Source organism: Pseudomonas sp. GNP014 (assembly GCF_054344005.1).
This window is the reverse complement of sequence record NZ_JBTGUS010000001.1, coordinates 5,744,945-5,757,299: the sequence shown is the minus strand read 5'-3', so window position 1 is coordinate 5,757,299 and position 12,355 is coordinate 5,744,945. Positions and strand designations below refer to the sequence as shown.

Sequence of the window (12,355 nt, the reverse complement as noted above, 5' to 3'; positions counted from 1 at the left end):
GACAAGCCCGCTGCGACAGGGATTGTGTCGTTCACATAATTCCGGGCAAACCCGATTCTGTGAGAGCGGGCTTGCCCGCGATGGGGTTCATTCAGACGCTACAAAAAAACGGCCTCCAATGCGGAGGCCGTTTTGCATTCAGCGCATGCGGCTTTTCTTGCGCCGCGCCCATTGCCGCGCCACCCACCAGCGCCAATACATCATCACAATGCAGTAGGCGAGGGCACCGAGTACCAGCCCGCAGACCACCGAGCCCAGCAAAAACGGCTGCCACAACGTCGACAATTGGCCGCTGATCCATTCCCAGGTCAACTCATCCGGCAGATGCCGGGCAGGCACATCCATCAACCATGCCCCGGCCTGATAGGTGCAAAAGAACACCGCCGGCATGGTGATCGGGTTGGTCAGCCAGACCAGACTCACGGCGATCGGCAGATTGCCACGCACGGTAATGGCCAGCGCAGCGGCCACCAGCATCTGCGCCGGAATCGGCAGAAATGCAGCGAACAGGCCGACGGCCATCGCACGGGCCACCGAGTGGCGGTTGAGGTGCCAGAGGTTCGGGTCGTGCAGCAACTTGCCGAGAAAGCGTAAGGATTTGTGTTCCCTGATGCTCGTCGGGTCGGGCATGTAACGTTTGAATAAGCGCCGGGGCATAAGGCTTCTCGGTCGGTTAAGGCGGCAAGTATGTCTGGATTCTACGAAGCGCCCATTCAGACTTTGTGACAATTGTTGACGACGGTCGTGCCCGCCAACCGCTATGCCTAAGTGCGGGACTCTCAAGGACGGGCTTATGCGCACAGGGATGATGGCGCTGGCAGTCGGTCTGCTGGTGCCGCTTTTTATGCCGGCGTTACCGCCGGTCGGGGTCGTGGTGCTGCTGCCGGTGGTGGCGTTGATGGTGTTGCCGTTTCGCAGCTATCCAGTGGCGTTTCTGCTGTTCGGCTTCACCTGGAGCTGCGTCGGTGCGCAGTGGGCGTTGAATGATCGACTCTCGCCAGTGCTGGACGGCGAAACCCGCTGGATCGAAGGGCGGGTGACGGGATTGCCGCAAACCAGCGATGGCGTCGTGCGCTTCGAATTTGCCGATGCCCGCTCGCGTCACGAGAAACTGCCAACGTTGCTGCGGCTGGCCTGGTATGCCGGGCCACCGGTCAACAGCGGCGAGCGCTGGCGATTGGCGGTGAAGTTCAAGCGCCCCGGCGGGCTGCTCAATCCGGATGCCTTCGATCATGAGGCCTGGTTGTTGGCCCAACGCATCGGTGCGACCGGCACGGTCAAGGACGGGCAGCGTCTGCGCGAGGCACACTGGGCTTGGCGTGACAGCATTCGCCAGCGTGTGCTGGCGGTGGATGCGCAGGGGCGGGCCGGAGCGCTGGCGGCTTTGGTGCTGGGTGACGGCTCGGGGCTCAGTCGCGAAGATTGGCGCATTCTGCAAGACACCGGCACCGTGCATTTGCTGGTGATTTCCGGCCAGCACATCGGCCTGTTGGCGGCGGTCATGTACCTGTTGGTCGCCGGATTGGCCCGTCTGGGCGTGTGGCCACTGCGCTGGCCATGGCTGCCGTGGGCCTGCGGTCTGGCGTTCGCGGCGGCGCTCGGCTACGCGTTGCTGGCCGGGTTTGACGTGCCGGTGCAACGCGCCTGTGTGATGGTGGGGCTGGTGTTGCTGTGGCGCCTGCGCTTTCGTCATCTGGGCGCGTGGTGGCCGCTGTTGCTGGCGTTCAATGGCGTGCTGTTGCTCGATCCACTGGCCGGGTTGCGGCCGGGGTTGTGGCTGTCCTTCGCGGCAGTGGCGGTGCTGATCTTCACCTTTGGCGGACGCCTCGGTGCCTGGCGCTGGTGGCAGACTTGGACTCGGGCGCAATGGCTGATTGCGATCGGTTTGTGTCCGGTGTTGCTGGCGCTGAACCTGCCGATCAGCCTCAGCGGGCCGTTGGCGAATCTGTTGGCGGTGCCTTGGGTCAGTCTGGTGGTACTGCCACCCGCGCTGCTTGGCACGGTGTTGTTACCGCTGCCGTATGTCGGCGAAGGTTTGCTGTGGCTGGCGGGTGTCTTGATCGACGGGCTGTTTCGCGGGCTGGCGCTCATTGCCGGACACTGGCCGGCCTGGGTGGCAGCTTCGATGCCGGTGTGGGTCTGGGCGATCGGCGCACTTGGCGCGTTGCTGTTGCTGCTGCCGCGAGGCGTGCCCATGAGGATTTTGGGCTGGCCACTACTGCTGATCCTGGCGCTGCCGCCACGCGAGCCACTGGCACACGGCCTGGCGGATGTCTGGCAATTGGATGTTGGCCAGGGCCTGGCGATTCTGATCCGCACGCGTCATCACACGTTGCTGTATGACGCCGGGCCGCGTTTCGGCGATTTCGACCTCGGTGAACGGGTGGTAGTGCCGGCGTTGCGCAAACTGCGCGTGGAACACATTGATCTGATGATGCTCAGCCATGCCGACGCCGATCATGCCGGCGGCGCCCTGGCGATCACACGCGGCTTACCGGTGGCGCGAGTCATCAGCGGCGATCCGCCGGGCCTGCCTGCCGAATTGAGTGCCCAAGCCTGCGAAAGTGGACAGCAGTGGCAGTGGGATGGCGTCCGTTTTCGTCTCTGGCAATGGGCCGATGCCGACGACAGCAACCAGCGTTCCTGCGTGTTGCAGGTCGAGGCCAATGGCGAGCGCCTGTTGCTCACCGGCGACATCGACCTTCACGCCGAACGGGTTCTGCTCGACAGCGCGCTGGCAGTCCCGACCCAATGGCTGCAGGCCCCCCATCACGGCAGCCGCACCTCTTCCTCGATGGCCCTGCTCAAGGTGTTGAATCCTGAAACGGTGCTGATTTCCCGCGGCCACGGCAATTCGTTCGGCCATCCTCATCCCACGGTACTGGCGCGCTATCGCAAGCAGGGCCTGCGCATTTACGACAGCGCCGAGCACGGCGCGATTCATCTGCAACTGGGCAGGTTCAAACCGGCGCGGACGATGCGTCAACACCGGCGTTTCTGGCGTGATTCGCCAGTATTGGCCCGTTGATCGGAGCGCGCTTGAATGCACCATCACGGTCGTCGGGCCGGCGGGTCCTGATCGCGAAGCGGTATGGTAAAGTGGCGCACTTTTTCGAGGGGACTGTCACTGTGTGGGAATTGGTCAAATCCGGCGGCTGGATGATGTTGCCGATCATTCTGAGTTCCATCGCGGCCATGGCGATTGTCGCCGAGCGCCTGTGGACCCTGCGCGCCAGTCGCGTCACCCCCGAGCATCTGCTGGGCCAGGTCTGGGTGTGGATCAAGGACAAGCAGCTCAATAAAGAAAAACTCAAGGAATTGCGCGCCAATTCGCCGCTGGGTGAAATCCTTGCCGCGGGCCTGGCCAATTCCAAGCATGGTCGCGAGATCATGAAGGAATGCATCGAAGAAGCCGCCGGGCGGGTGATCCACGAGCTGGAGCGCTACGTCAACGCGCTGGGCACCATTGCTGCGATGGCGCCGCTGCTCGGCCTGCTGGGTACGGTGCTGGGCATGATCGACATTTTCAGTGCCTTCACCGGCTCCGGCATGACCACCAATGCATCAGTGCTGGCCGGCGGTATTTCCAAGGCGCTGATCACCACGGCGGCGGGCCTGATGGTCGGTATTCCGTCGGTGTTCTTCCACCGTTTCCTGCAACGCCGCATCGACGAACTGGTGGTGGGCATGGAGCAGGAAGCGATCAAACTGGTCGAAGTGGTGCAGGGCGACCGTGACGTCGATCTGGCCGGGGAAAGAGCGTGAAATTCCGTCGCAAACCCCGGGAAACGGTGGACATCAATCTCGCGTCGCTGATTGACGTGGTGTTCATCCTGCTGCTGTTTTTCGTCGTGACCACCACCTTCACCCGCGAGACCCAGCTGCGTGTCGATCTGCCAGAGTCAGTCAGCGGTTCGCCCGCCGAAGACCAGCAGCTCAAGCAACTGGATGTCGCGATCAGCGCCGAAGGCGTGTTCTCGGTGAACAACAAGATTCTGCCGAAGAACGATCTGGCGACCCTCATGGAAGCCATGCAGAAAGAAGCCAACGGTGACACCAACATGCCGTTGTCGATCAGTGCCGATGGCAAGACTCAGCACCAATCAGTGATCACCGCCATGGATGCGGCCGGCAAGCTCGGTTTCAGCCATCTGCGCATGACCACGGTCGAGGCGGCGCCCAAATCCTGATGAGCCTGTCCGATCGCTTGCTCGCCGCGTGGTATCAGGGGCACCCGGCCCTGACGCTGTTGCGGCCGCTGGAAATGTTGTATCGCCGCGTGGTGGTCAATAAACGCCGGCGCTTTCTTGATGGTGAAGGCGCAATCTATCAGCCGCCGGTGCCCCTGATCGTCGTGGGTAACATCACCGTCGGCGGTACCGGCAAGACGCCGATGATCCTCTGGCTGATCGAGCACTGCCGGCGCAGCGGTTTGCGCGTGGGCGTGGTCAGCCGTGGTTACGGTGCCAAGCCGCCGCAATTGCCGTGGCGGGTCGAAGCCGACCAGCACGCCGCCATCGCCGGCGACGAACCGCTGCTGATCGTCCAGCGCACCGGGGTGCCGCTGATGATCGACCCTGATCGCAGCGCCGCCGTCAAAGCTTTGCTCGCCAGCGAGCCGCTGGACCTGATTCTCTCCGACGATGGCATGCAGCATTACCGCCTGGCCCGGGATCTGGAACTGGTACTGATCGACGCCGCCCGTGGCCTCGGAAACAAACGCTGCCTGCCGGCCGGTCCGTTGCGTGAGCCGATCGAGCGCCTGCAAAGCGTCGACGGTGTGCTGTTCAACGGCGCCACGGCCGACCGCGACGATGGCTTCGCGTTTCGCCTGCAACCGACCGCGCTGGTCAATCTGCGCAGTGGCGAGCGCAAGCCGCTCGAGCATTTTGCGCCCGGTCAATCGGTGCACGCAGTGGCCGGGATCGGCAATCCGCAACGTTTCTTCAATACCCTCGAAGCGCTAGACTGGCGGGCAATCCCCCATGCGTTTGCCGACCACGCGCAATACAGCGTGCAGGCCTTGAATTTCACACCGTCATTGCCATTGGTGATGACCGAAAAGGACGCGGTGAAGTGCCGTGCCTTTGCGGCTGACGACTGGTGGTATCTGGCGGTCGATGCCGTGCCGTCACCGGCCTTCGTGGCCTGGTTCGACACACAGTTGATGCGCCTGTTGCCCGATCGCCTTTTGCCTTAACTCTTTATCCAGGGAATGTTCATGGACACCAAATTGCTCGACATCCTCGCGTGCCCGATCTGCAAAGGCCCGCTCAAGCTCAGCGCCGACAAGACCGAACTGATCAGCAAGGGCGCCGGCCTGGCCTACCCGATCCGCGACGGCATCCCGGTGATGCTCGAAAGCGAAGCGCGCACCCTGACCACCGACGAGCGTCTGGATAAATGACCACTGCCTTCACCGTTGTCATCCCGTCGCGTTACGCCTCGACCCGTCTGCCGGGTAAACCGCTGCTGGATATTGCCGGCAAGCCGATGATCCAGCACGTCTGGGAACAGGCGAGCAAAAGCAGCGCCAGCCGTGTGGTCGTGGCGACAGACGATGCGCGCATTGTCGAGGCCTGCCAGGGTTTCGGCGCCGAAGTGGTGCTGACCCGTGAAGACCACAACTCCGGCACTGACCGCCTGGCCGAAGTCGCGGCGAAACTGGGCCTTGAGCCTGACGCGATCGTGGTCAACGTGCAGGGCGACGAGCCGCTGATCCCGCCGAGCGTGATCGATCAGGTCGCCGCCAACCTTGCCGCCCACACCGAAGCGCGCATGGCCACCCTGGCCGAGCCGATCGAGGACGTGCAGACCCTGTTCAATCCGAACGTGGTCAAGGTTGTCAGTGACCTCAACGGTCTGGCGCTGACCTTCAGTCGCGCAACCTTGCCGTGGGCGCGCGATGCATTCGCCAAGAGCCGCGAGCAGTTGCCCGAGGGTGTGCCGTACCGTCGTCACATCGGCATTTATGCCTACCGCGCCGGTTTCCTGCAGGATTTTGTGAGCTGGGGCCCGTGCTGGCTGGAAAACACGGAATCCCTCGAGCAACTGCGTGCCCTGTGGCACGGCGTGCGGATTCATGTCGCCGATGCGTTGATCGCACCGCCGACTGGCGTCGATACCGTCGAAGACCTCGAGCGCGTTCGTCGCCTGCTGGAGGCCTGATGCGCGTTCTGTTCGTGTGCCTGGGCAACATTTGCCGTTCGCCCACCGCCGAAGGCGTATTGCGCCACAAACTGCGCGAAGCCGGGCTGGCGGATCGAGTCGAGGTGGCTTCCGCCGGCACCGGCGACTGGCACGTCGGCAACCCGCCGGACAAGCGCAGCCAGGCCGCCGCCAAAGTGCGCGGCTATGACCTGTCGGCGCAACGCGCGCAGCAGGTCAGCCGGGCCGATTTCGCCAGTTACGACCTGATTCTGGCCATGGACAACAGCAACCTGCGTAACCTCAAGGCGCTGCAACCGTCCACCGCCAAGGCCGAACTGGATCTGTTCCTGCGCCGTTATGCCGGGGTGGTCGATGAAGTGCCGGATCCGTATTACGACGGCGATCAGGGTTTCGAACAGGTGCTGGATCTCATCGAAGCGGCCTGCGACCAACTGTTGATCGAAGTGAAGGGCCGGTTATGAGTGTGCAACTGCAACGGCAGGTTTCCCTGAAACCGTTCAACAGTTTTGGCGTGGATGTTCGCGCGCAACTGTTTGCCGAAGCCCACAGCGATGCCGATGTCCGTGAAGCGCTGGCTTATGCCGCTGCGCATGACATGCCGTTGTTGGTGATTGGCGGTGGCAGCAATTTGTTGCTGACCGCAGACATTCCGGCGCTGGTGCTGCGCATGGCCACTCGCGGCATTCGTGTGGTGAACGATGACGGCAATCACGTCGTGATCGAAGCTGAGGCCGGCGAACCGTGGCATCCGTTCGTCCAGCACACGCTGGCGCAGGGTTTTTCCGGTCTGGAAAATCTCAGCCTGATCCCCGGCACTGTCGGCGCTGCGCCGATGCAGAACATCGGCGCCTACGGTGTCGAGATCAAGGACGTGTTCGCCGGGCTGACTGCGCTGGATCGCCAGACCGGTGAGCTGCGCGACTTCAGCCTGGAAGAATGCAACTTCGCCTACCGCGACAGCCTGTTCAAGCAGCAGCCGGGGCGTTGGCTGATCCTGCGCGTGCGCTTCAAGCTCGACCGGGTCGCCCATCTGCATCTGGACTACGGCCCGGTGCGTCAGCGCCTGACCGAGCAGGGCATCGAGCAACCGACGCCCACCGACGTCAGCCGGGCGATCTGCAGCATCCGCAGCGAAAAACTGCCGGACCCGGCGGTGCTCGGCAATGCTGGCAGCTTCTTCAAGAATCCGCTGGTATCGGCCGCCCTGGTTGAGCAGATCAAGGCGCAGCACCCGGATCTGGTGGCCTATGCGCAACCGGACGGGCAGATGAAGCTGGCCGCTGGCTGGCTGATCGAGCGCGCTGGCTGGAAGGGTTTCCGTGAGGCCGATGCCGGCGTGCATAAATTGCAGGCGCTGGTGCTGGTCAATTACGGCGCGGCCACCGGCCTGCAACTGCTGGAGCTGGCGCAACGCATCCAGAAAGATATTGCCGAACGTTTCAATGTCGAGCTGGAAATGGAACCCAACCGCTATTAATGCAGCTACGAGCCTCAAGTTTTTAGCGGCGAGCTACAATCTTGATCGTGAGCCAGCTCCTGCTTTTGCTTGCAGCTTGTAGCTAGAAACTTGCAACTGAAAAGCCCTGTCTCAGCAGGGCTTTTTTGTTAACGATGGGTTAACTTAGCCAGCTAACGATAACCGTCATTTGCTTCACCAAAGGCCCGGTGCAGACGTTCGCGTCGGCACGAGAGAGCCTATTAGCCTGAGTTGATCTGCGTGAACCATCGCCAGCCTCCGGCGGCAGATTGCTCGACCCCATAACCACCAAGAATATGCGGGCGTGCCCATGATTACCCTGAAACTCAACGGTCAAGACCATCCTCTCGATGTCACTGAAGACATGCCGCTGCTTTGGGCCATCCGTGATGTCGCCGGTTACAACGGCACCAAATTCGGCTGCGGCATGGGCCTGTGCGGCGCCTGCACCATTCACATCGACGGCTTGCCCGCCCGCAGTTGCATCACCCCCATAGGCTCGGTGGTCGGACAAAACGTCACCACCATCGACAACCTGCATGCCGATCCGGTCGGGCAAGTCGTCCAGCAAGCCTGGCTCGACAGCGCCGTGGCCCAATGTGGTTTCTGTCAGGGCGGGCAGATCATGTCCGCCACCGCGTTGCTCAAGACCAACCCGAACCCGAGCGATGAGCAGATTGAAGAGGCGATGGTCGGCAACATTTGCCGGTGCGGTACTTACAACCGCATCAAAACCGCGATCCGCCAGGCTTCCACTCATTTGAAGGAGGCCAAGGCATGAGCCGTTTGCCGAATGATTTTGCCCTGAGCAACCTCAGCCGCCGTGGTTTCCTCAAGGGTGTCGGCGCCACTGGCGCATTGGTGCTGGCCGCCAGTTGGGGCTGGCAGGACGCGTTGGCCGAAGATGCACCGAAGAAATTCGGCGCTGACGGCATGCCCAACGGCTGGATCGACGATCCGAAGGTCTACGTCAGCATTGCTGCGGACGGCACGGTGACCGTGGTCTGCAACCGTTCGGAAATGGGCCAGGGCGTGCGCACCAGCCTGACCATGGTCGTTGCCGATGAACTGGACGCCGATTGGGCCAAGGTCAAAGTCCGGCAGGCGCCGGGCGATGAAGTGCGGTTCGGCAACCAGGACACCGACGGTTCGCGCAGCATGCGCCACTGGTATGAGCCGATGCGCCGTTGCGGTGCGGCGGCCAGGACCATGCTGGAGCAAGCCGCTGCTGCGCAGTGGAAAGTGCCGGTGGGCGAGTGCCATGCGCAGTTGCACAAAGTCCTGCACAAACCGTCCGGTCGTGAACTGGGTTATGGCGAGCTCGCCGCTGCCGCCAGTGCGCTGGCCGTGCCGGCGCGCGACAGTCTGCGCCTCAAGCAACCGGCGGAGTTCCGCTATATCGGCAAGGAAGGCACCAAAGCCATCGACGGCGACGACATCGTCAACGGTCGTGCGGTGTATGGCGCCGATGTGCATTTTGACGGCATGTTGTTCGCCACTGTCGCCCGTCCGGCGGTGTACGGCGGCAAGGTCATGTCGGTGGATGACAGCGCCGCGCTGAAAGTCCCGGGTGTGCTTAAAGTCATTCAGATCGAAAGTCGTCCGTTGCCGTCGGAGTTTCAGCCGTTGGGTGGCGTGGCTGTAATCGCCAGCAACACCTGGGCAGCGATCAAGGGCCGCGAGGCGCTGAAGATCGAATGGGACGATGGCCCGAATGCCAGTTACGACTCGGTGGCCTATCGCAAGGAACTGGAAGCTGCCGCGCTGAAACCCGGCAAAGTGGTGCGCAACACCGGTGATATCGACAAGGCCCTCAGTGGCGCCGCGAGTACGCTGGAAGCGTCTTACTATTTGCCGCACCTGGCGCAGGCGCCGATGGAGCCGATGGTCGCCATCGCCCGTTACAAGGACGGCACTTGCGAAGCCTGGGCGCCAAGTCAGGCGCCACAGGTGACCCGTGAACGGATTGCCGAGCGCCTTGGCCTGCCTTTCGATAACGTCACCTTCAATGTCACGTTGCTGGGCGGTGGTTTCGGGCGCAAGTCGAAACCGGATTTCGTCGTAGAAGCGGCGATCCTCGCCAAGGAATTTCCCGGCAAGGCCGTGCGGGTGCAGTGGACGCGGGAAGACGACATCCATAACTCGTATTTCCACACGGTGTCGGCCGAATACCTGAAGGCCGGCGTCGGCAAGGATGGCATGCCGTCGGGCTGGCTGCATCGCACGGTGGCGCCGAGCATCACCGCATTATTCGCGCCGGGCATGAACCATGAGGCGGCGTTCGAACTGGGCATGGGCTTTACCAACATGGCCTATGCCATTCCCAGCGTGCGCCTGGAAAACCCAGAAGCGACGGTGCACACCCGGGTGGGCTGGTATCGCTCGGTGTCGAACATTCCTCACGGCTTCGCGATCCAGAGTTTCGTCGATGAACTGGCGCACAAGGCCGGCGTCGATCCGCTCGAGTATCAGATCAAACTGCTTGGCCCGGACCGGCAGATTGATCCGCGCACCCTCAGCGAAGAGTGGAACTACGGCGAATCTCCCGAGCGTTATCCAATTGATACCGGGCGCATGCGTGCAGTGCTGGAGACGGCGGCGAAGGCAGCCGGCTGGGGTCGCCAATTGCCCAAGGGCCGCGGCCTGGGGCTGGCGGTGCATTACAGCTTTGTCACTTATGTGGCGGCAGTCATTGAAGTCGAGGTCAAGGACGACGGCACGCTGATCGTGCACAAGGCCGATATCGCCGTCGATTGCGGGCCGCAGATCAACCCGGAGCGTATTCGCTCGCAGTTCGAGGGCGCTTGCGTGATGGGCCTGGGCAACGCGGTACTGGGGGAAATCAGCTTCAAGGATGGCAAGGTCCAGCAGGACAACTTCCATATGTACGAGGTGGCGCGCATGTCGCTGGCACCCAAGGAGGTCGCGGTGCATCTGGTGACGCCACCGGGTGACGTGCCGTTGGGCGGTGTCGGTGAGCCAGGCGTGCCGCCGATTGCGCCGGCGCTGTGCAATGCGATTTTCGCCGCCACCGGCAAACGCATCCGTGACTTGCCAGTGCGTTACCAGTTGCAAGGCTGGCAGAAGGCGCAGGCGTAATGGACAGCGCTGATCTCAACGTCCTGCGCAGCGTGCTGGAATGGCGCCGCGCCGGGCAGCGGGTGGTGTTGTTCAGCGTGGTGCAGACCTGGGGCACTGCGCCCCGCGCGCCCGGTGCGATGCTCGCGTTGCGCGAGGATGGCGTGGTGATCGGTTCGGTGTCGGGCGGGTGTGTCGAGGATGACTTGATCGCGCGCCTGCATGACGGACGGATCGCGAGCGACGGCCCGCCGGTGCAGTTGATTACTTATGGCGTCACCCGTGAAGAGGCGGCGCGCTTCGGTTTGCCCTGTGGCGGCACGTTGCGCCTGACTGAAGAGCGGGTCGGCGATCCGGCCTGGGTTGCCGAACTGCTCGCTCGATGCGAGGCCCATGAAATCGTCGCCCGTGAGCTGAATATCGCCACCGGTGAGGTGCTGCTGACGCCCGCCAGCCCAGCCGATTCGCTGCAGTTCGATGGTCAAACCCTGCGGGCGATTTACGGTCCGCGCTGGCGTCTGCTGTTGATCGGTGCCGGACAGCTGTCGCGGTACGTGGCAGAGATGGCGCGGTTGCTGGATTTCGAGGTGCTGATCTGCGACCCGCGCACCGAGTTCGTTTACGGCTGGGCAGAGCAACAGGGCCGTTTCGTTCCGGGCATGCCCGATGACGCGGTATTGAGCATTCAAACCGACGAGCGCACGGCGATTGTTGCGCTGACCCATGATCCTCGCCTGGACGACATGGCCTTGCTGACGGCGCTGGATTCACCCGCCTTCTATGTCGGTGCACTCGGCTCCCGGGTCAACAGTCAGAAACGCCGGGAGAATCTGGCTCAGCTAGGCTTGTCAGAAGCAGCCATTGCGCGATTGCACGGGCCGATCGGTCTGCACATTGGCAGCCATTCGCCGGCGGAAATTGCCTTGTCGTTGCTGGCGGAGATTGTTGCGGTCAAGAACGGCATCGCGTTGAAACAGAAAAAGCCGGCGGAGGGCACATGAGTCGATCCATTGCAGTGATCGTGCTGGCAGCGGGCGAGGGCAGCCGCTTTCGCCAGGTGGCCGGCGCGGACAGAGACAAGTTGCTGGCCGACTGCACCGGGCGCGATGGCGCGGTGCGGTCAGTGATCGAGCAGGTGTTGGTGAATCTGCCCGCCAGCCTCGACAAGCGTGTGCTGGTGACCACCGAGGCGCGACCGCAAGCGATGCGTATGGCGCAGGCCTACGGCTGTGAAGTGGTTTCCATAGGCACCACCGGAATGGGCGACAGCATTGCTGCCGGGATTGCTGCGTGCCCGAAAGCCGATGGCTGGCTGATTGTATTGGGGGATATGCCGTTTATCTTGCCGTCGACGCTTGAGCGGGTGGTCGCGGCCATGGCGGACGATGCCGTAAGCGTACCAGTGCAGGCAGGTGAGTTTGGCCATCCGGTGGGATTTGGGCGTTCGTTTGGCCCGGCGTTGTTGGGGTTGAGTGGCGATCGCGGGGCCAGGCCGCTGTTCAAGCAGGGGCGCGTGGTGGAAGTGGCGGTGGATGATCCCGGAGTGTTGTGGGATATCGACGTGCCTGAAGCGTTGGTGTTTCCCCGGTCCTGAGGCCTGAACGGATGACCTTGTGGTAGCGGGCAGTG

13 protein-coding genes are annotated in these 12,355 nt (G+C 62.8%); 12 read left to right on the top strand and 1 reads right to left on the bottom strand.

The features are described from left to right. Window positions 1–138 precede the first annotated feature (138 nt). Window positions 139–657 carry a DUF2062 domain-containing protein gene (locus tag ACXX9E_RS25870; RefSeq protein ID WP_123466830.1) on the bottom strand — a complete coding sequence of 173 codons (519 nt, stop codon included), beginning with the start codon at window positions 655–657 and terminating at the stop codon, window positions 139–141. Between the two features lie 136 nt (window positions 658–793). Between ACXX9E_RS25870 and ACXX9E_RS25865 the strand changes: the two genes are divergently transcribed. The 12 genes from ACXX9E_RS25865 (at window position 794) to ACXX9E_RS25810 (ending at window position 12,320) form a co-directional block, all read left to right on the top strand. Further along, window positions 794–3,028 (top strand): DNA internalization-related competence protein ComEC/Rec2, encoded by a 2,235-nt coding sequence (locus ACXX9E_RS25865; RefSeq protein ID WP_458556406.1) that lies wholly within the window; start codon window positions 794–796, stop codon window positions 3,026–3,028. Between the two features lie 101 nt (window positions 3,029–3,129). Beyond that, complete coding sequence (gene pocA / locus ACXX9E_RS25860) at window positions 3,130–3,765, top strand: flagellar polar localization protein PocA (protein ID WP_123466826.1); 636 nt, start codon at window positions 3,130–3,132, stop codon at window positions 3,763–3,765. Beyond that, on the top strand, window positions 3,762–4,190 hold the full coding sequence (pocB, locus tag ACXX9E_RS25855) for a flagellar polar localization protein PocB (protein ID WP_123466824.1): 429 nt from the start codon (window positions 3,762–3,764) through the stop codon (window positions 4,188–4,190). The genes pocA and pocB overlap by 4 nt, the downstream gene beginning before the upstream one ends. Continuing rightward, window positions 4,190–5,200: a tetraacyldisaccharide 4'-kinase gene (gene lpxK, locus ACXX9E_RS25850; RefSeq protein WP_186744949.1), complete on the top strand. Its 1,011-nt coding sequence runs from the start codon at window positions 4,190–4,192 to the stop codon at window positions 5,198–5,200. The genes pocB and lpxK overlap by 1 nt, the downstream gene beginning before the upstream one ends. Window positions 5,201–5,221: 21 nt before the next feature. Further along, on the top strand, window positions 5,222–5,407 hold the full coding sequence (locus ACXX9E_RS25845) for a Trm112 family protein (RefSeq protein ID WP_003174668.1): 186 nt from the start codon (window positions 5,222–5,224) through the stop codon (window positions 5,405–5,407). After that, window positions 5,404–6,168 (top strand): 3-deoxy-manno-octulosonate cytidylyltransferase, encoded by a 765-nt coding sequence (gene kdsB, locus ACXX9E_RS25840; protein ID WP_186744947.1) that lies wholly within the window; start codon window positions 5,404–5,406, stop codon window positions 6,166–6,168. The genes ACXX9E_RS25845 and kdsB overlap by 4 nt, the downstream gene beginning before the upstream one ends. Next, the gene (locus ACXX9E_RS25835; RefSeq protein WP_123466818.1) at window positions 6,168–6,632 is read left to right on the top strand and encodes a low molecular weight protein-tyrosine-phosphatase; all 465 of its coding nucleotides are present in this window, start codon (window positions 6,168–6,170) and stop codon (window positions 6,630–6,632) included. Before kdsB ends, ACXX9E_RS25835 begins: the two co-directional genes overlap by 1 nt. Next, the gene (gene murB / locus ACXX9E_RS25830) at window positions 6,629–7,648 is read left to right on the top strand and encodes a UDP-N-acetylmuramate dehydrogenase (protein ID WP_123466816.1); all 1,020 of its coding nucleotides are present in this window, start codon (window positions 6,629–6,631) and stop codon (window positions 7,646–7,648) included. The genes ACXX9E_RS25835 and murB overlap by 4 nt, the downstream gene beginning before the upstream one ends. Window positions 7,649–7,958: 310 nt before the next feature. Beyond that, window positions 7,959–8,429: a (2Fe-2S)-binding protein gene (locus tag ACXX9E_RS25825; protein WP_123466814.1), complete on the top strand. Its 471-nt coding sequence runs from the start codon at window positions 7,959–7,961 to the stop codon at window positions 8,427–8,429. After that, on the top strand, window positions 8,426–10,747 hold the full coding sequence (locus ACXX9E_RS25820) for a xanthine dehydrogenase family protein molybdopterin-binding subunit (protein ID WP_186744944.1): 2,322 nt from the start codon (window positions 8,426–8,428) through the stop codon (window positions 10,745–10,747). The genes ACXX9E_RS25825 and ACXX9E_RS25820 overlap by 4 nt, the downstream gene beginning before the upstream one ends. Then, the gene (locus ACXX9E_RS25815) at window positions 10,747–11,727 is read left to right on the top strand and encodes an XdhC family protein (protein ID WP_186744942.1); all 981 of its coding nucleotides are present in this window, start codon (window positions 10,747–10,749) and stop codon (window positions 11,725–11,727) included. The genes ACXX9E_RS25820 and ACXX9E_RS25815 overlap by 1 nt, the downstream gene beginning before the upstream one ends. Further along, complete coding sequence (locus ACXX9E_RS25810) at window positions 11,724–12,320, top strand: nucleotidyltransferase family protein (RefSeq protein WP_123466808.1); 597 nt, start codon at window positions 11,724–11,726, stop codon at window positions 12,318–12,320. Before ACXX9E_RS25815 ends, ACXX9E_RS25810 begins: the two co-directional genes overlap by 4 nt. Window positions 12,321–12,355 lie beyond the last annotated feature (35 nt).